Annotated in this window: 12 protein-coding genes; 5 read left to right on the forward strand and 7 right to left on the reverse strand. The window is 62.6% G+C overall.

Annotation, left to right across the window (positions count from 1 at the left end; genetic code table 11):
* The first annotated feature begins 23 nt into the window (after positions 1-23).
* The 3 genes from C8K58_RS22115 to mapR all read left to right on the forward strand — a co-directional run bounded on the left by C8K58_RS22115 (position 24) and on the right by mapR (position 3,343).
* Positions 24-263: a DUF3203 family protein gene (locus tag C8K58_RS22115; protein WP_027606388.1), complete on the forward strand. Its 240-nt coding sequence runs from the start codon at positions 24-26 to the stop codon at positions 261-263.
* A 184-nt stretch (positions 264-447) separates the two neighbouring features.
* A complete protein-coding gene (gene ccoG / locus C8K58_RS22120; protein WP_108574320.1) occupies positions 448-1,857 on the forward strand; it encodes a cytochrome c oxidase accessory protein CcoG in 1,410 nt (469 codons plus the stop codon).
* Between the two features lie 76 nt (positions 1,858-1,933).
* Complete coding sequence (mapR, locus tag C8K58_RS22125) at positions 1,934-3,343, forward strand: GntR family transcriptional regulator MpaR (RefSeq protein ID WP_027606390.1); 1,410 nt, start codon at positions 1,934-1,936, stop codon at positions 3,341-3,343.
* Between the two features lie 70 nt (positions 3,344-3,413).
* Here mapR and C8K58_RS22130 read toward each other — a convergent pair whose 3' ends face one another.
* The 7 genes from C8K58_RS22130 to tpx all read right to left on the reverse strand — a co-directional run bounded on the left by C8K58_RS22130 (position 3,414) and on the right by tpx (position 16,192).
* Positions 3,414-4,160, reverse strand: a complete 747-nt coding sequence (locus C8K58_RS22130) for an SDR family oxidoreductase (protein ID WP_027606391.1) — start codon at positions 4,158-4,160, stop codon at positions 3,414-3,416.
* A 54-nt stretch (positions 4,161-4,214) separates the two neighbouring features.
* A complete protein-coding gene (locus C8K58_RS22135; RefSeq protein ID WP_108574321.1) occupies positions 4,215-6,311 on the reverse strand; it encodes a bifunctional diguanylate cyclase/phosphodiesterase in 2,097 nt (698 codons plus the stop codon).
* A gap of 181 nt (positions 6,312-6,492) precedes the next feature.
* Entirely contained in the window at positions 6,493-7,962 is a 1,470-nt protein-coding gene (locus C8K58_RS22140) for an efflux transporter outer membrane subunit (protein WP_098479672.1), read from the reverse strand.
* Positions 7,959-11,066, reverse strand: a complete 3,108-nt coding sequence (locus C8K58_RS22145; protein ID WP_108574322.1) for an efflux RND transporter permease subunit — start codon at positions 11,064-11,066, stop codon at positions 7,959-7,961. Before C8K58_RS22145 ends, C8K58_RS22140 begins: the two co-directional genes overlap by 4 nt.
* Positions 11,063-14,164, reverse strand: a complete 3,102-nt coding sequence (locus C8K58_RS22150; RefSeq protein ID WP_065927846.1) for an MdtB/MuxB family multidrug efflux RND transporter permease subunit — start codon at positions 14,162-14,164, stop codon at positions 11,063-11,065. Before C8K58_RS22150 ends, C8K58_RS22145 begins: the two co-directional genes overlap by 4 nt.
* Positions 14,161-15,459, reverse strand: a complete 1,299-nt coding sequence (locus C8K58_RS22155) for an MdtA/MuxA family multidrug efflux RND transporter periplasmic adaptor subunit (protein WP_027606396.1) — start codon at positions 15,457-15,459, stop codon at positions 14,161-14,163. The genes C8K58_RS22150 and C8K58_RS22155 overlap by 4 nt, the downstream gene beginning before the upstream one ends.
* A 232-nt stretch (positions 15,460-15,691) precedes the next feature.
* Complete coding sequence (gene tpx / locus C8K58_RS22160) at positions 15,692-16,192, reverse strand: thiol peroxidase (protein ID WP_027606397.1); 501 nt, start codon at positions 16,190-16,192, stop codon at positions 15,692-15,694.
* A gap of 159 nt (positions 16,193-16,351) precedes the next feature.
* Here tpx and C8K58_RS22165 point away from each other — a divergent pair, with 159 nt between their 5' ends.
* Both C8K58_RS22165 and C8K58_RS22170 read left to right on the forward strand, forming a co-directional pair.
* A complete protein-coding gene (locus tag C8K58_RS22165) occupies positions 16,352-17,641 on the forward strand; it encodes a glycosyltransferase (RefSeq protein ID WP_098479674.1) in 1,290 nt (429 codons plus the stop codon).
* Positions 17,642-17,713: 72 nt separating this feature from the next.
* Positions 17,714-18,619 (forward strand): AraC family transcriptional regulator, encoded by a 906-nt coding sequence (locus tag C8K58_RS22170; RefSeq protein WP_027606399.1) that lies wholly within the window; start codon positions 17,714-17,716, stop codon positions 18,617-18,619.
* The last annotated feature ends 142 nt before the right edge of the window (positions 18,620-18,761 follow it).

Consider the following 18,761-nt stretch of genomic DNA (forward strand, 5'->3'; position numbering starts at 1 on the left):
ACCCCATGAAAAAGGAGACCGGCATGCCCCTGCGTATCGAAAACCAACTGTGCTACTTCATGCTCGATGACAATGGCCAGGAACAGAGCGTGCCGGCGACCCGCGTCCATATCGTTACCGACACCGACAAATCCATGTCGTACGTGGAACTGGCGGCCGAGCGGATCTATATCACCGAGGCCGAGGCCGACGCCCTGACGGTGGCAGGTGCCCATGATGGGCGCCAGCATGTAAAGGCTGAAGAACCTGGTTCGCTGATTTAATTGATCTGTATCAGCACGCGCCAGATCTGCCTGCACCTCATGCGCCATGGGGTGCAGCACATTGACGCAGGCCCCTGGCCAAAGCCCATCTGATCCGCTTTTTATCGCCATACCTGAGTCTGTTACGCAAACAGACCGGCGCGCATAGTTCATCGGCCTGATGGAGGCTGATGAGCGAACGACCATGAGCGAACGAATCCCAACCGTGGAAACCTTTGAGCCGATCCACCCAAAGAAGGTGAAGGCCAAATCCAGCGACAACCTGATCCATACCCGCAGTTTCACCGGCCTGTTCCGCACCTTGCGCGTGGTTGGCGCGGGCTTTCTGTTCCTGGCGTTCTTCGGCACGGTGTGGCTGAACTGGGGTGGGCGGCAAGCCGTGCTGTGGGACTTGGCCGAAAGCAAATTCCATATTTTCGGCGCCACCTTCTGGCCCCAGGATTTCATCCTGTTATCGGCTTTGCTGATCATCTGTGCCTTCGGCCTGTTTGCGATTACGGTGTTCGCCGGCCGCGTGTGGTGTGGCTACACCTGTCCGCAAAGCTCGTTTACCTGGCTGTTCATGTGGTGCGAAAAGGTCACCGAGGGCGAGCGCAACCAGCGTATCAAGCTGCAAGCGGCGCCCTGGAGCCTGAACAAACTAGCGCGACGCTCGGCCAAACACACGTTGTGGCTGGGCATCAGCGTGCTCACCGGGCTGACCTTTGTCGGCTACTTCACGCCGATCCGCCCCCTGGCCGCCGAACTGCTGACCTGGCAAATGGGCGGCGTGAGTCTGTTCTGGGTGCTGTTTTTTACCACCGCCACCTACATCAACGCCGGCTGGCTGCGTGAAGCGGTGTGCATGCACATGTGTCCGTATGCGCGGTTCCAGAGCGTGATGTTCGATAAAGACACCCTGACCATTTCCTACGATAGCGCCCGTGGCGAGCATCGCGGCCCGCGTAAACGCGAGGTCACGCCGGCCGCTGTCGGCCTGGGCGACTGTATTGACTGCCAGCTGTGCGTGCAGGTCTGCCCCACCGGCATCGACATCCGCGACGGCCTGCAAATGGAATGCATCGGCTGTGCGGCGTGCATCGACGCCTGCGATTCGATCATGGACAAGATGGGCTATGCGCGGGGCTTGGTGAGCTACACCTCCGAGCATCAACTGCAAGGCGGCAAGACCCACCTGCTCAGGCCGCGCCTGATCGGCTACAGTGCGGTGCTGCTGGTGATGATTGCGGCGTTGGTGGTGGCACTGCTGGAGCGGCCGATGGTATCGCTGGACGTGACCAAGGACCGTGGCATGTTCCGCGAGAACGCCCAGGGCCAGATCGAAAACATCTACAGCCTCAAGGTCATCAACAAGACACAGCAGCGCCAGGAATATCGGGTGGAGCTGCTGGATGCGCAGGGTTTCCAACTGCAAGGCAAGACCGAGATCAGCCTGGCACCGGGGGAAATCGTCGATGTGCCGGTGTCGGTGGCGTTGCTGGCCGACAAGCCGGCGAGCAGCTCGCAGACAGTGCGCTTCAAGGTTTCGGATGTGGACGAGCCGTGGATCTACAGCGCCGCCGACAGTCGCTTTGTGGCACCACTGAACCGCTGAGACCTCGCTGTCGAAAATGATGCAGATCAAATGTGAGAGGGGCTGCACTCATATTACCTATTTGTTTAAGGCCAACATGAAACGCTACGAAAAATTCGCCGACGACATCGCAGAACTGATCCGCTCCGGCGTCCTCGGCCCCGGCCAGCGTGTGCCGTCGGTGCGCTATGCCAGCCAGACCTATGGCGTCAGCCCGTCCACGGTGTTCCAGGCCTACTACCTGTTGGAGCGTCGCGGGCTGATCCGGGCACGGCCGCGCTCCGGCTATTTCGTCAACACCCATGCACCCAGCCCGTTCTCCGAACCGGTGGTGAGCGAGCAGGTGCATGAGTCCACCGAAGTCGATGTCAGCGAACTGGTGTTCTCGGTACTCGATTCGATCAAAGACCCCAACACCGTGCCCTTCGGCTCGGCCTTCCCCAGCCCCATGCTGTTCCCGCTGCCGCGCCTGGCCCGCTCCCTGGCCAGCGCCAGCCGCGAGATGGACCCGCGCCTGGTGGTCACCGACATGTCGCCGGGCAACCCGCAACTGCGTCGGCAGATTGCCCTGCGCTATATGGTCGGCGGCCTGATGCTGCCCATGGAGGAGCTGCTGATCACCAACGGCGCCCTGGAAGCGTTGAACCTGTGCCTGCAGGCGGTCACCGAACCGGGCGACCTGGTGGCGATCGAGGCCCCGGCGTTCTACGCCTGCCTGCAAGTGCTGGAACGCCTGAAGCTCAAGGCGGTGGAAATCCCCGTGCACCCGCGCGACGGCATCGACCTGGGTGCCCTGGCGCAAACCCTGGAGCGCTACCCGATCAAGGCCTGCTGGACCATGACCAGCTTCCAGAACCCCATGGGCGCGACATTGCCGGAAGCAAAGAAGCAGGCGCTGGTCGAGTTATTGCGCAGCCATCAGGTGCCGTTGATCGAGGACGACGTGTACGCCGAGTTGTACTACGGGCAGCAGGCACCCAAGCCGGCCAAGGCCTTCGACACCGAAGGCCTGGTGATGCACTGCGGCTCCTTCGCCAAGAGCCTGGCGCCGGGCTATCGCGTCGGCTGGGTGGCGGCCGGGCGCTACGCCCAGAAGGTCGAGCGCTTGAAGCTGATGACCTCGCTGTGCCCCTCGATGCCGGCGCAAGCGGCGATTGCCGACTACCTGCAACACGGCGGCTATGACCGGCATTTACGCAAACTGCGTTATGCCCTGGAAGAACAGCAAAGCGCCATGCTGGCGGCGATCGCCCGCTACTTCCCGGCGCAGACACGGGTGAGCCAGCCGGCCGGCGGGTATTTCCTGTGGTTGGAATTGCCGGAGCAGACCGATTCGTTGAAGTTGTTCCAGATGGCCCTGGCGCAAGGCATCAGCATTGCGCCGGGGCCGATCTTTTCGGCGACCCAGCGCTTTCGCAACTGTATTCGCCTGAACTACGGCAGCCCGTGGACCGAGGCCTCGGAGAAGGCGATGGAGACGTTGGGGCGGATTGTGCGGTCGTTTTGAGTGATGGCGTTGCGCTTTCTGACGCCATCGGGGGCAAGCCCCCGATGGCGCCGGTGCAGGCACTGCATCACTAGCGACCGCCACCCAAATCCAGAAAAGTCCCCGTGGCATACGAAGCCTTGTCCGACAGCAGCCAGATAATCGCTTCCGCCACTTCATCCGGCCGCCCGCCACGGGCCATGGGAATACCGGATTCGAGCTTGCTGACCCGGTCCGGGTCGCCGCTCAGGGCATGGAAGTCGGTGAAGATGTAGCCGGGGCGCACCGCATTGACGCGGATGCCCTCGCCCGCCACTTCTTTGGACAGGCCCAGGGTGAAGGTGTCGAGTGCGCCCTTGGATGCGGCGTAGTCGACGTATTCACCCGGCGAACCCAGGCGTGCGGCCACCGACGACACGTTGACGATACTGCCTCCCTGCCCGCCATGCTTGGGCGACATCCGCAGCACCGCGTGCTTGGCACACAGGATCGGACCGAGCACATTGGTCTTGAGAATGTTCAGGATGCGGAACTCGGACATCTCATCCACCCGCGACTTGTGACCCACGGTGCCGGCATTGTTCACCAACGCGGTGACCCGGCCCAGTTCGGCGTCCACACGATGAAACAGCGCAATCACTTCATCTTCGATACTGACATCCGCGCGCACCGCAATCGCCTGGGCACCGAGGCCGCGAACCTGCTCGAGCACGCTGTGGGCGGCTTTTTCATCGGAGTGATAGTTGATGCAGAGGCGATAGCCCTCGCGGGCAGCCAGCAATGCCGTCTCGGCGCCGATACCACGGCTGCCCCCGGTGATGATGAGGACTTTGTCCATGCGTGCGGTCTCCTGATCCAACCTGGTGTTTAGGGTTGGATCCGATACTAACCGTCACGCACGGCTTTTGTCAGGCGCCGCTGCGTCTTCACCGCGCTGGATATGGTCCATGAAACCGTCCGCCGGCAACGGGTGGCCGAGCAGGTAGCCTTGCAGGGAGTTGCACCCCAACCGTGTGAGAAAACTCTGCTGCACATCGGTTTCCACACCTTCGGCGACGATTCGCAGCCCCAGCGCCTGGCCCAAGGCAACAATGGCAGACACGATGGCGGCGTCGTCGCTGTCATGCTCCAGGTCACGCACAAAACCACGGTCGATCTTCAACTCGTTGGCCGGCAGGCGCTTGAGGTACATCAGGCTGGAGTAGCCCGTGCCGAAATCGTCGATGGACAGGTCCACGCCCATGTCCGACAGCTGCTGCAACACCGTCATGCTCGCATCGGCATCGCTCATCGCGGTGGTTTCGGTGATTTCCAGGGTCAGGCTGTTGGCCGGCAACCGGTGCCGCGCCAGGGCGCCGGCCACGCTGTTGACCAGCCCGGCGTGGCAAAACTGCAACGCCGACAAGTTCACCGCAATGCGCCAGTGCTCATAACCCTGGGCGTACCACAGGCTCATTTGGCGACAGGCTTCATTGAGCACCCATTCGCCGATGGGGATGATCAGGCCGGTTTTTTCCGCCAGTTCGATAAAGGTCGCCGGCAACAACAAGCCTTGTTGCGGATGCTCCCAGCGCACCAGCGCTTCGGCGCCCACCGGGATCCCACTGATCGCATCAAACTTGGGCTGGTAATACAGCCGGAACTGCTCGTGCTCAAGGGCATTGCGCAGGTCTTGCAGCAGCTGCAATTGCTTGCGCGCATTGGTGTTCATCGACACATCAAAGAAGCTGTAGCCGTTCTTGCCCATGCCCTTGGCATGGTACATGGCGGCGTCGGCGTTCATCAGCAGTTCCTGGGGGGTGTTGCCATTGCCCGGGAACATGGCGATGCCGACGCTGGCGGAAATCTTCAGCTCATGCTCGGCCACCTGGAACGCGCGGTTGATCAGCACCACCTGGCGTTCGGCAAGGCCGAGGGCATCGTCGGGCTGGGTCAACTGCACCAGCAATACAAACTCATCGCCGCCGATGCGCGCCAGGGTGTCGTGACTGCGCAGGTCTTCGCGCAGGCGCAGGCCGACTTCGCGCAACAACTGGTCGCCCATGTGATGGCCAAAAGCATCGTTGACCGGCTTGAAGCCATCCAGGTCGATGAACATCAGGGCAAAGCAACCGCCCTGCTCCTTTACCGCCTCGATGGCCTGTTGAATACGATCGGCCAGCAAGGTGCGATTGGGCAGGCCGGTGAGCATATCGTGCAGGGCCAGGTGGGTCAGTTCCTGGTTGGCTTGGGTCAGTGAGTCGGCGAGCACCGCAGTGCGGGCTTCCAGGCGCGCGTCGAGCAACGACGTCAGCAACGCGATGGCCAGTACCGCCAGGGTCGTCACCAACACCAGGTTATCCAGGCCCTTGCCACTCAAACCGTCCAGCACGGCGGCGCAGTAGCTTTCATCGGCAAAGCGTGCGGCCGCCATGCCGGTGTAATGCATGCCGACGATTGCAAAGCCCATCACCACCGCCGCACCACCACGGGCCAGGCGTACGTAAGGCGTGTTGCGGCGCAGGTTGAACGCAATCAACAGCGCGGCGCCGGACGCCACCACCGCGATCAGCAACGATAGGCCAAATAGCGTGGGGTCATAGTCGATGCCCGGCGTCATGCGCATCGCGGCCATGCCGGTGTAGTGCATGGTGGCAATACCGCTGCCCATGACCAGCGCGCCAAACGCCAGTTGCCAGGCAGGCAAACGCGCTTGGCTGACCAGCCATAATGCAAAGCCGCAGGACAATACCGCGATCAACAACGACAGCGCGGTGATACCGATATCAAAGCCCAAGGCAAACGGCAGGCGCAACGCCAGCATGCCGATAAAGTGCATGGACCAGACGCCTACCCCCATCGCCATGGCCCCGCCGGTTATCCATAAATACACAGCGCGCCCCTTGGCGGTCGCGATGCGGCCGGTAAGGTCCAGGGCGGTGTAGGAAGCGAGGATCGCGACAAACAGCGAGATCGCGACCAGCGAAGGGGAATAGCTACCGATAAGCATGGGACTTCTCGTGGGCAACGGACCCGAAACGCCCGTGCCAAGTGGCAAAGCGGGCGATTGTAGCGAGAATAATTCTTGGACAGTTGATTAATTATCAGAGGGCCATTAGTGGCAATTTGACGCCAATCTACTGACTGAAATTACCCACACACTGCGTTCCCACGCACATGGTAACGATCGATCAATCCTTCTCGGCAATCGGCGTCTGCCCATCCCAGCCACCGCCCAGCGCGGCGATCAATTGCACGCTGGCCACCAGGCGGCTCTGCAACAGGGTCAACACGGTGCGCTCGTTGCTCAGCGCCGTGGCCTGGACAGTCACCACATCCAGATAGGCAATCAGCCCGGCCTTGTACTGGTTCTGGGTCAAGCGCAGCGATTCTCGGGCGGCCTCGAGGGCTTCGTTGCTGACCACCGCCTCGTCTTCCAGCACCTTGAGCTGGACCATGTAGTTTTCCACTTCACGGAAGCCGTCGAGCACGGTCTGGCGGTACTTGGCCACGGTTTCGTCGTAGGACGCCACGGTGCGGTCGACTTCCGCCGAGCGCTGGCCGCCGTCGAACAGGGTCATGGCCAGTTTCGGCCCAACCGACCAGAAGCGGTTCGGCAGGCTGATCCAGTCGGCATAGGTGCTGCTGGAATAGCCGCCGGCCAGGCTCAGCGTCAGGTCCGGGTAATAGGCGGCCTTGGCCACGCCGATATTGGCGTTGGCGGCGATCACCGAGCGTTCGGCCGAGGCGATGTCCGGGCGCCGTTCAAGCAATTGCGACGGCAGGCTGACCGGAATCTGCGGCAGGGCCGGGATGTCCTTGCTCACCGCCAGGTTGAAGTTGGCCGGTGCCTCGCCGATCAACACGGCGATGGCGTTTTCCAGTTGGGCGCGTTGCCAGATCAGGTCGATCAGGCTGGCCTGGGTGGTCTTGAGCTGGGTTTGCGCCTGGGCCACCGCGTCCTTGCCGGAGACACCGGCGCGGTACTGGTTTTCGGTCATTTGCAGGGAGCGCTGGTAGGTGTCCAGGGTGGCTTGCAGCAGGCGGGTCTGCTCGTCCATGACCCGCAGTTGCAGGTAGCTTTGCACCAGTTCCGACTGTTGGCTCAGGCGCATCGCGGCCAAGTCTGCCGAGCTGGCTTCGGCGCTGGCCTCGTTGGCCTCCAGGCCACGGCGCAATTTGCCCCAGATATCGGCTTCCCAGCTCACGCCGAGCTGCGCGTTGAGGGTGTCACGGATCCCGCTGCTGGAACTGCTGAGGCTGGCGCTGCTGCTGCCGGTGCCCTGGCTGGCGCGGGTTTTACCCGCGCTCAGGTCGACGCTGGGGTAAAACGCCCCGCGTGAGCTGCGCACCAGGGCCTGGGCCTGGCGAAAACGCGCTTCGGCCTGGGCCACGGTCTGGTTGGAATTATTCAGGCGCAGCACCAGGTCGTTGAGTTGGCGATCGCCGTACAGCTCCCACCAGGCGCCACGGGCCAGGGAATCACTCGGCGCGGCCTGGCGCCAGCCCTGGGCCTCCTTGAACTGCGCGGGTTCAGTGACTTCCGGGCGATGGTAATCGGGGCCGACGGCGCAAGCGCTGAGCAGTGCGCCGCAAAGCACCAGGCTCGCAACACGGGAACCCCGGGTCATGGCCAATTTGGCGAAGGTTGAATCGGTCATAGCGCAGTGTCCAGGGCAGCATCGGTACGCACACCGCGCCAGGCGTTGAAGCGGTGGCGCGCGCGGTCGAGATAGAGGTAAACCACCGGGGTGGTGTAGAGGGTCAGGACCTGGCTGAAAATCAGGCCGCCAATGATGGTCAGGCCCAGGGGATGGCGCATTTCCGCGCCATCGCCGGTGCCCAGCAGCAACGGCAAGGCGCCGAGGATGGCCGCCAGGGTGGTCATCAGGATCGGCCGCAGACGCAACAGGCAGGCGCTGCGAATCGATTCCAGCGGGCCCAGGCCATCGTTGCGTTCCAGCTGCAACGCCAGGTCGATCATCAGGATCGCGTTCTTCTTCACCACCCCGATCAACAGGAACAGGCCGAGCAGGGAAATCAGGCTGAACTCCCCTCCCGTCAGGTAGATGGCAAGCATCGCGCCGACGCCGGCCGACGGCAGGGTCGAGAGGATCGTCAGCGGATGAATGTAGCTCTCATACAGAATGCCCAGCACCAGGTACACCGCCACCAGCGCGCCGAGGATCATGAACGGCTGGCCCTTCTGCGTGGCCGCAAAGGCATCGGCGGTGCCGGCCATCTTGGCGATCACATCTTCCGGCAGGCCGACCTTGGCAATCGCCCGCTCGATGGCCGCCGTGCCCTGCTCCACCGTGACCCCGGGGGCCATGTCGAAGGCGATGTTTTCCGAGGCGAACTGGCCTTCGTGGCTGACGCGGTCGTCCGCCAGGCTGTTCTCGTAATGGGCAATGGTCGACAACGGCACCCGCGCGCCGCTGGAGGTGATCACCTGCATCTGGTTGAGGGTGATCGGGTCCTGGGCATATTTGGGGTTGACCTCCATCACCACCTGGTACTGGTTGAGGCTGTCGTAGATGGTGGAAATCTGCCGCTGGCTGTAGGCGTTGTTGAGCACCGCGGTGACCATGTCCATGTCGATGCCCAGGCGCTTGGCCTGGTCACGGTCGACAATCAGCGTGACCTGGGCCGCGCCCCGGCCTTCGCGGGCGTCGATGGCGGTCAGCTCCGGCAGCTCACGCAGCGCCGCGACCACTTTCGGGTACCACAGGCGCAGCGCGGCCAGGTCGCCGCTTTGCAGGATGTAGGAATACTGCGCGCTGGTCTGGTCACGGCTGCCGCCGAATTGCAGGTCCTGGTCGGCCATCAGGAACAGGCGCCCGCCCGGCACCAGCGGCACATCCTTGCGCAGGCGCTCGATCACCGCCTGGGCGGACACCTTGCGTTCGCTGATGGGCTTGAGGCGGACCAGCATCACCGCGTTGTTGGTACCGTTGTTGCCGCCGATAAAGCCGGCCACGCTGAGCACCGCCGGGTCGTTGAGCACCGCCTTGCGGAAGATTTCCATCTTCGGTTGCATGACGCTGAACGACAGGCCGTCGTCCCCGCGCACAAAGCCGATCAATTGGCCGGTGTCCTGTTGCGGCATAAAGGTCTTCGGGACCACCACGTACAGCGCCACGTTCACGCCGATGGTCAGCAGCAGGCTGAGCAAGGTCAGGCGGCGATGGCGCAGCACCCAGTCCAGGCTGGTGGCGTAGCCGGCCACCATGCGGTCGTTGATCTTCTGGCTCCAACGCTGCAGACCGGTCATCTGCCCTTTCACGTGGGGCTTGAGCCAACGGGCGCAGAGCATCGGCGTCAACGTCAGCGACACGATCAGCGACACGATGATCGCCGCCGACAAGGTGATGGAAAACTCGCGGAACAGGTTGGTGACGATCCCTCCCATGAACAGGATCGAGAGGAACACCGCCACCAGCGATACGTTCATCGACAGCAAGGTAAAACCGACTTCCTCGGCGCCCAGGTAAGCGGCCTTCATCGGCGGCACGCCCGCGTCGATATGCCGGGAAATGTTCTCCAGCACCACGATGGCATCGTCCACCACCAGGCCGGTGGCCAGGATCAGCGCCATCAGCGAGAAGTTGTTCAGTGAGAACCCGTACAGGTACATGATCGCGAACGTGCCCACCAGCGACACCGGCACCGCCAGGGTTGGAATCAGCGAGGCACGGAAGTTGCCGAGGAACAGGTACACCACCAGGATCACCAGCCCCACGGCAATCAGCAGAGTCATCTCGGCTTCATGCAAGGTGGCGGTGATCACCGGCGAGCGGTCCATGGCCAGGCTGAGCTTGACGCTGGACGGCAGCACCGCCTGCAACGCCGGCAGTTGCGCCTTGATCTGCCTGACGGTCTCGATGATGTTGGCGCCGGACTGGCGGTTGATCACCAGCAGCACCGCCGAATCATTGTTGAAGAAGCCACTGTTGTAGCGGTCTTCCACGCCGTCGCTGATCTTCGCCACATCCTTGAGGCGCAGGGCGGCGCCGTCCTGGTAGCGAATCAGCAGCGGCTCGTAGTCCTTGGCCTTTTCCAGCTGGTCGTTGGCCTGGATCTGCCAGTTGCGCTCACTGTCTTCCAGGGAGCCCTTGGGCCGACGCTGGTTGGCATTGGCGATGGTGTTGCGCACGTCGTCCAGGGCCACGCCGTACTGGTCGAGGGCCTTGGGCTCCAGCTCGATGCGCACCGCCGGCAGGGAGCTGCCGCCGATCTGCACCTCGCCCACGCCCGGCACCTGGGACAGGCTTTGGGAGAGGATGGTCGAGGCCAGGTCGTACAACTGGCCCTTCTGCAACACGTCCGAGGTCAGCGACAGCACCATGATCGGTGCCTGGGACGGGTTGATCTTCTTGTAGGTGGGCATGCTGCGCATGCCGCTGGGCAGCAGGTTGCGCGAGGCGTTGATCGCCGCCTGCACTTCCCGCGCGGCACCGTTGATATCACGGTCGGAGTCGAACGCCAGGATCACCCGGGTGGAGCCCTGGCTCGACGAGCTGCTCATGGTGGTGATGCCGGCAATCGCGCCGAAGGAACGCTCCAGCGGCGTGGCCACCGTGGAGGCCATCACCTCGGGGCTGGCGCCGGGCAGGCTGGCCGAGACCACGATCACCGGGAAATCGATCTGTGGCAGCGGCGACACCGGCAGCAGGTTGAAGCTGACCCCGCCCAGCAACATGATCGCCAGGCTCAGCAGCAGGGTCGCTACCGGCCGGCGAATGAAAGGTCCGGACAGGTTCATGACTCAACCGGCTCCAGGCTTTGCGGCTCTTTGCGCCAGCGGCGGCCGAGGCGATCGAAATACAGGTAGATCACCGGCGTGGTGAACAGCGTCAACACCTGGCTCACCAGCAGGCCGCCGACCATCACCAGGCCCAGGGGCTGGCGCAGTTCGGCACCGGAGCCGGTGGCGAGCATCAACGGCACTGCACCGAACAGGGCGGCCAGGGTAGTCATCAGGATCGGCCGGAAGCGCAGCAGCGCCGCCTGGTAGATCGCGGTCTGCGGGTCCAGGCCCTGGTTGCGTTCGGCGTCGAGGGCGAAGTCGATCATCATGATCGCGTTCTTCTTGACGATACCGATCAGCAGGATGATGCCGATGATCGCGATCATGCCCAGGTCGTTGCCACTGAGCAGCAAGGCCAGCAAGGCCCCCACCGCGGCCGAGGGCAAGGTCGAGAGAATGGTGATCGGGTGGATATAGCTCTCGTAGAGCACACCCAGCACGATGTACATGGTGACCACCGCCGCCAGGATCAGCAGCAAGGTGCTCGACAGCGACGCTTCGAACGCCTGGGCCGCGCCCTGGAACTGGGTCTGCACGCCCACCGGCATGCCGATGTCCTTCTGCGCCTGGTTGATCAGCTCCACGCCTTTGCCCAGGGCAACGCCGGGGGCCAGGTTGAACGACATCATCACCGCCGGGAACTGGCCGATGTGCGCAATCGCCAACTGCGCCTGGCGCTGTTCCACATGGGCCAGGCTGGACAGGCGCACCTGGCCGCCGTCGGTGGTCTTCACATGGATCTGGTTCAGCGCCGCCGGGCCCAGGGTTTCCCCCGACTGGGCCTGCAAGACCACGCGGTACTGGCTGGCCTGGGTGTAGATGGTGGAAATCTGCCGCTGGCCGAACGCGTCATACAGGGCATCGGTGATGGTCGACACACTGACGCCCAGGCGCGAGGCCGCATCGCGGTCGATCACCAGGTACACCTGCAGGCCCTTGTCCTGCAGGTCGCTGGCGACGTCGGTGAGTTCCGGCATCTGGCTCAATGCGTGCACCAGCTTGCCGCTCCACAGGGCCAGCAGGTCGGCGTCCGGCGAGGACATGCTGAATTGATACTGGGTGCGGCTCACACGGTCTTCGATGGTCAGGTCCTGCACCGGCTGCATGAACAGGCGGATGCCCACCAGCTTGTCGATCTGCGGTTGCAGGCGCGTGATCACCTGGGCCGCGCTCAAGTCGCGCTGGCCGTGGGGCTTGAGGTTGATCAGCAAGCGGCCGCTGTTGAGGGTGGCGTTATCGCCATCCACGCCGATATAGGACGACAGGCTTTCCACCGCCGGGTCGGTGAGGATGATCTGCGCCAGCTCCTGCTGGCGCTGGCTCATGGCAGCAAAGGAAATCGACTGCGGCGCTTCGGAAATACCCTGGATCACCCCGGTGTCCTGCACCGGGAAAAAGCCCTTGGGCACAACCAGGTACAGCACCACGGTCAGGCCCAGGGTCGCGATGGCCACCAGCAGGGTCAGCGGCTGGTGCCTGAGCACCCATTGCAACTTGCGCCCGTAGGCTTCGATCAGCCAGTCGATCCAGGCGCCGCTGGCCTTGTAGAAACGGCTCTGTTCTTCTTCCTTGGGTTCGCGCTTGAGCAAACGCGCGCACATCATCGGCGTGAGCGTCAGGGACACCACCAGGGAAATCAGGATCGCCACCGCCAGGGTGATGGCGAATTCGCGGAACAGCCGTCCCACCACGTCAGCCATGAACAGCAGCGGGATCAATACGGCGATCAGTGACAGGGTCAGGGAAATCAGGGTGAAGCCGATTTGCCTGGCGCCCTTGAGCGCAGCAGCCAGCGGCGTCTCGCCTTCCTCGATATAGCGGGAAATGTTCTCCAGCATCACGATGGCATCGTCCACCACGAAACCGGTGGCGATGGTCAGGGCCATCAGCGTCAGGTTATTGATGGAGAACCCGGCCAGGTACATCACCCCGAAGGTGCCCACCAGCGACAGCGGCACGGCAATCGACGGAATGATCGTGGCGCTGACCCGCCGCAGGAACAGGAACGTCACCATCACCACCAGGGCGATGGCGATCAGCAATTCGTGCTGCACATCGGTGACCGAGGCGCGGATGGTCTGGGTGCGATCGGTCAGCACCGTCACGTCGAGGCCGGCCGGCAGGTTGTCGGTGATGCTCGGCAGCAGCGCCTTGATGCGGTCGACCACCTCGATCACGTTGGCGCCCGGCTGGCGCTGGATATTGAGGAGTACGGCCTGGTTTTCATTGGCCCAGGCGGCAAGGCGTTCGTTTTCGGCGCCGTCGACGATCTGCGCCACATCCTTGAGGCGCAAAGGCGCGCCATTGTTGTAGGCCAGGATCAGTTCGGCGTATTGCTGGGGCGACACCAACTGGTCGTTGGCATCGAGCATCGACACCCGCGTGGGGCCGTCGAAGTTACCCTTGGGCTGGTTGACGTTGGACGCGGCGATCAGGGTGCGCACATCGGAGAGGTTCAAGCCGTTGGCCGCCAGGGCTTCGGGGTTGACCTTGATGCGCACGGCCTGGCGCTGGCCACCGGCGATGCTGACCATGCCGACGCCGCTGATCTGCGCGATCTTCTGCGCCATGCGTGTGTCGACCAGGTCATTGAGCTTGGGCAGCAGCATGGTCTTGGAGGTAATGGCCAGGGTCAGCACCGGGGTATCCGCGGGGTTGACCTTGTTGTACACCGGCGGCGCCGGCAAATCCTTGGGCAGCAGGTTGGTGGCGGCATTGATTGCAGCCTGCACCTGTTGCTCGGCGACATCCATATTGATGTCGAGGTTGAAACGCAGGGTCAGCACCGAGGCGCCGCCGGAACTGGTGGACGCCATCTGGGTCAGGCCGGGCATCTGCCCGAACTGGCGCTCAAGGGGCGCGGTGACCGCGCTGGTCATCACATCGGGGCTGGCACCGGGGTACAGGGTCATCACCCGGATGGTCGGGTAATCCACCTGGGGCAGCGCCGAGACCGGCAACAAGCGGTAGGAAATAATGCCGGCCAAAACAATCGCCAGCATGCTCAGCGTGGTGGCGACCGGGCGAAGGATAAACAGCCGCGACAGGTTCATGAACCGACCTTTTGCGCCTTGCCGGCGGTGGTGCCGGTCTCCCCTTTAGCCGCCGGCTTGCCTTGCAGGTGTTCGGTGGGCGTCGTCGGCACTTCGCTGCTGTCGTTGACCACTTCGATCTCGCTGCCGTCCTTGAGGCGGTCGGTGCCTTCCAGCACCACACGGTCGCCGGCGACCAGGCCTTCCTTGATCACAGTGTTGTCGCCATCGGTGTCACCCACCACCAGCGGCTGGACCTTGACCTTCTTGTCGCCATCGAGCTTGTAGACAAAGGTACCGGTGTTGCCGAACTGAATCGCGGCGGACGGCGCCAGCACCACGTTGTGCAAGGTATCGGCGAGCAAATGCACGTTGACGAACTGGTTGGGGAACAGCGCCTGGTCCTTGTTATCGAAACGCGCCTTGAATTTCAGGGTGCCGGTGGTGACGTCGATCTGGTTGTCCAGGCTTTGCAGCACACCAGTGGCCTGGCGCTTGACGTCGCCACGGTCCCAGGCTTCCACGGGCAGCTTGTTGCCGGCGTGATAACGGGCGAGCACGGTTTCCAGGGTGTTTTCCGGCAGGGTGAAGGCCACGCTGATCGGTTGGGTCTGGGTGATCACCGCAAGGAAGGTGGTGTCGTTGGCCGCCACCAGGTTGCCCACATCGACCTGGCGCAAGCCGACGCGACCACTGATAGGCGCGCGGATCTTGGTGAACTCGAGGTTGAGCTTGGCGTCGTCCACCGCGCCCTGGTTGGTCTTGACCGTGCCCTGGTATTGCAGGACCAGCGCTTCGGCGGTGTCCAGGGTCTGCTTGGCGATACTGTCCTGGGCGTACAGGTCGCGATAACGCTGCACGTCGACCTGGGCGTTTTTCAACTGGGCCTGGTTCTGCATCAGCGTGCCCTGGGCCTGGAGCAAGGCATTCTGGTAGCTGCGCGGGTCGATCTCGGCCAGCAGGTCGCCGGCCTTGACCATCTGCCCTTCTTCAAAGGCGATCTTGACCAGCTCGCCACCCACCCGGCTGCGCACATTGATGGTATTGAGCGCGGTGACCGTGCCCAAGGCCTTGTAGTACACCGGGAACTCCCCCAGCACCGCCGGCGCTACACGCACCGGCACCGGGCCGGTGGACCCGCCGAACCCCGGGCGCGCCATGCCGGTTTTACCGGTATGCCCGGCCGGTGCGTCTTTGTGGGCGGCGCCGCCTGGCCAGAATTTCCAGCACAGGCCGGCGATAACCAGCAGCACGAGCAGGCCGAACAGCCAGCGGCGGGAGTTGCGGGGGGAGGATTGCATGGAGTGATCAACCATTGGGCGCGAGAGCTTCTTCTTCGGGAGGCTGAAAGATAAGCACTGGAGCGCGTTAAGAAAAGCGCCTTTACCGGCTATTTACCTTGGGCTTACAACTTTTAACTTCTGCGGCTTAGTCTGCGGGCTATTTCGCTAAACGTCTGAGCCACAAATGAAAACGGCCTGGACTAGGCCAGGCCGCAATCATGTCTTACGGGTGTTACTGCAAAACGACAGTAACGCGCCGAAACAGTTACTTCAAAACAGCCAGGGCCGCTTCGTAGTTCGGCTCCTGGCCGATTTCCGAAACCAGTTCGCTGTGCAGCACGGTGTTGTTTTCGTCCAGCACCACGACCGCACGGGCGGTCAGGCCTTTGAGCGGGCCATCGGCAATCGCTACGCCGTAATCGACGGCAAAACCAGGGTCACGGAAGTCCGACAGGTTCTTCACGTTTTCCAGGCCTTCGGCGCCGCAGAAACGCGCCTGGGCGAATGGCAGGTCGGTGGAGATACACAGTACGACGGCGTTGTTCAGTTCGTTGGCCTGGGCGTTGAACTTGCGTACCGACGTGGCGCAGGTCGGGGTGTCGACGCTTGGGAAGATATTCAGCACTTTGCGCTTGCCGGCAAAGGTAGCCAGGGTTGCATCCGACAGATCGCCGGCGGTCAGGGTGAAGTCTGCTGCTTCAGAGCCGACTTTCGGCAATTCGCCTTCAACCTGGACAGGGTTACCGCGAAGAGTGACTTGAGCCATGAACAGAATCCTTATGCTGGGTTTTGGTTAAACGAATTCGAGAGGCGGAAGTTAACCACAAAGTACCGTGGCTACCTACCGCCAGACACAAATTGTCATGCCACGCGGTTGTGGTTTAATTGCGCGCTTTGCGCCTGCCCTCCAAGGAAACCGTTGTTAATGAATCAGCCCGCCACCAAAGTCCTGGTCATTGGTTATGTCTGGCCGGAGCCCCGTTCCTCGGCCGCGGGCGGGCATATGATGCAGATCCTCGAAACTTTTCTTACGCAAGGTTGGGATATTACCTTCAGCAGCCCGGCAGCACTGGGCGAGCACAAGGCCGACCTGCTGGCGCTGGGCATCGCCGAATGCGCGATTGAGCTCAATAACAGCAGTTTCGACGATTTTATCCGCGAACTGGCCCCGGACATCGTGCTGTTCGACCGTTTCATGATGGAAGAACAGTTTGGCTGGCGCGTGGAGAAGTGTTGCCCCGACGCCCTGCGCGTGCTGGAGACCTCCGACCTGCAAAGCCTGCGCGACGCCCGTCAGCAGCGCCTCAAGGCGCACCTCAAGGCCCACCCGGGCAGCGACGACTTCAGCGCGCTGTTCGCCCCGGCCCTGGAGGAGGCGTTCCAACTGATGGCCGACACCGACCTGGCCAAGCGCGAAATCGCCGCGATTTACCGCTGCGACATCAGCCTGATGATCTCCGACGTGGAAATCCGCCTGCTCACCGAACAGTTCAAGCTGCCCGCCGCCCTGCTCCACTGGTGCCCGCTGATGATGACGCCGCCAACCGAGGCCTTGGTGCCGTTCGAAGAGCGTGCACACTTCCTCAGCATCGGTAACTTCCGCCATGCGCCGAACTGGGACGCCGTACTGTGGATGAAGAACAGCGTCTGGCCATTGATTCGCCAGCAATTGCCCGGTGCCCAGCTGCATATCTACGGCGCCTACACCCCGCCCAAGGCCACCGCCCTGCACAACCCGGCGCAGGGCTTTCATGTGATGAACTGGGCCGAAGATGCCCTGCAAGTGATGACAGCTGCGCGCATCTGCCTGGCGCCCCTGCGCTTTGGCGCGGGTATCAAGGGCAAGCTGGCCGATGCGATGCTCTGCGGCACCCCCAATATCACCACCCCCATCGGCGCCGAGGCCATGGGCGACGAGCGGCCATGGCCCGGCGCCATCGAGCAATGCGCCGAAGCCCTGGCGGCGGCGGCCGTGGCGCTTTATCAGGATCGCGAACGCTGGACCCAGGCCCAGCAGGATGGGCGCCAACTGATTGCCGGCCGTTATGACCGCACTGTCCACGGGCCTGCACTGGTGGAGTGCCTGCAACACTGCCGCAGCCACCTCGCCGCCCATCGCCGCAGCAACTTCACCGGCAGCATGCTGCGCCACCATGCGCATAAAAGTACGCAGTACATGTCCCAGTGGATCGAGGCGAAAAACCGTAGCCTGTGAACCGCGGCGCTGGCGAGGTCGTGCGCGAGGGGGCATTATCCCCAGCAGCAACCACAATAAAGCGACGGCAGCATGACCCGAGCAACGCGTATCACTGACCCTTCCTACGAGCTGATGGACGATCACAACGGCCTGTCCATCATCTATCGCCAGCATGGTTTCCCCTGCCCGCTGGTGCGCTGGCATTTCCACAAGGAATACGAACTGCACCTGATCGTCGCCAGTTCCGGCAAGGTGTTTATCGGCGACTATATCGGCAACTTCTATCCGGAAAGCCTGTTCCTCACAGGGCCCAACCTGCCCCACAACTGGATCAGCCAGGTGGAGGAAGACGAAGTGGTGCCCAAGCGCGACATGCTGGTGAACTTCACCGATGAGCTGTTCGAGCAGGGCAGCCATATTTTCGCCGAGCTCAAGACCTTGACACCCATGCTGGAGCGCGCGCAGTCCGGCATCGAGTTTCGCTGCAAGAAAACCATCGCCCAGGCCATGACCCTGATGCAGCGTATCGAAGATGCCCGGGGCATGGCGCGCCTGGGGCACTTCTTTATCCTGCTGGAAGTGTTGAGCAGCTGTGAGGACTACCAGTTGCTGTCCGGCGTGACCACGCCGCAACTGGCGGATGAACACAGTATCGACCGCACCAACCGCGCGGTGGACTACATTTTCGCCCACTACGCGCGCGAGTTGCCCCTGGAGGAAGTGGCGGAGCACCTGGGGATGAAGCCGACGTACTTTTCCCGGGTGTTCAAGCAGGCGACCGGGCGCACGTTTATCGAGTTTGTAAATCGGCTGCGCATCAGCAAGTCCTGCGAGCTGCTGGCCGATGGCGACAAGGCCGTGACGGATGTGTGTTTCGAGTCGGGTTTCAACAACATTTCCAACTTCAACCGGCGCTTTCAGCAGCTCAAGGGCATGACCCCCTCTCACTACCGCCGTTTGGCAGTTCAGCGTCTGACGGAACAAAACCTGGCCTGACCCAGCACCTAACTAAACAGGTACTTACAAAGCGTGTCGGCAATTCCCACCCCAAACAGGAACGTGGAACAAGCCCCAGGCCACTTAGCGAAGTGCCTCTCTCGTTTAACCAGCAAGAGGGGAACTCAATCTACGCAGGCAT

The organism is Pseudomonas sp. GV047, from assembly GCF_003058245.1.
Classification (GTDB): Bacteria; Pseudomonadota; Gammaproteobacteria; order Pseudomonadales; family Pseudomonadaceae; genus Aquipseudomonas; species Aquipseudomonas marginalis.

Coding starts and splice junctions, on each gene's coding strand:
- C8K58_RS22155 (WP_027606396.1), bottom strand. CDS start 15,459: ATGGTTGATCACTCCATGCAATCCTCCCCCCGCAACTCCCGCCGCTGG.
- C8K58_RS22140 (WP_098479672.1), bottom strand. CDS start 7,962: ATGACCGATTCAACCTTCGCCAAATTGGCCATGACCCGGGGTTCCCGT.
- mapR (WP_027606390.1), top strand. CDS start 1,934: ATGAAACGCTACGAAAAATTCGCCGACGACATCGCAGAACTGATCCGC.
- C8K58_RS22135 (WP_108574321.1), bottom strand. CDS start 6,311: ATGCTTATCGGTAGCTATTCCCCTTCGCTGGTCGCGATCTCGCTGTTT.
- C8K58_RS22130 (WP_027606391.1), bottom strand. CDS start 4,160: ATGGACAAAGTCCTCATCATCACCGGGGGCAGCCGTGGTATCGGCGCC.
- C8K58_RS22170 (WP_027606399.1), top strand. CDS start 17,714: ATGACCCGAGCAACGCGTATCACTGACCCTTCCTACGAGCTGATGGAC.
- tpx (WP_027606397.1), bottom strand. CDS start 16,192: ATGGCTCAAGTCACTCTTCGCGGTAACCCTGTCCAGGTTGAAGGCGAA.
- C8K58_RS22165 (WP_098479674.1), top strand. CDS start 16,352: ATGAATCAGCCCGCCACCAAAGTCCTGGTCATTGGTTATGTCTGGCCG.
- C8K58_RS22145 (WP_108574322.1), bottom strand. CDS start 11,066: ATGAACCTGTCCGGACCTTTCATTCGCCGGCCGGTAGCGACCCTGCTG.
- C8K58_RS22115 (WP_027606388.1), top strand. CDS start 24: ATGCCCCTGCGTATCGAAAACCAACTGTGCTACTTCATGCTCGATGAC.
- ccoG (WP_108574320.1), top strand. CDS start 448: ATGAGCGAACGAATCCCAACCGTGGAAACCTTTGAGCCGATCCACCCA.
- C8K58_RS22150 (WP_065927846.1), bottom strand. CDS start 14,164: ATGAACCTGTCGCGGCTGTTTATCCTTCGCCCGGTCGCCACCACGCTG.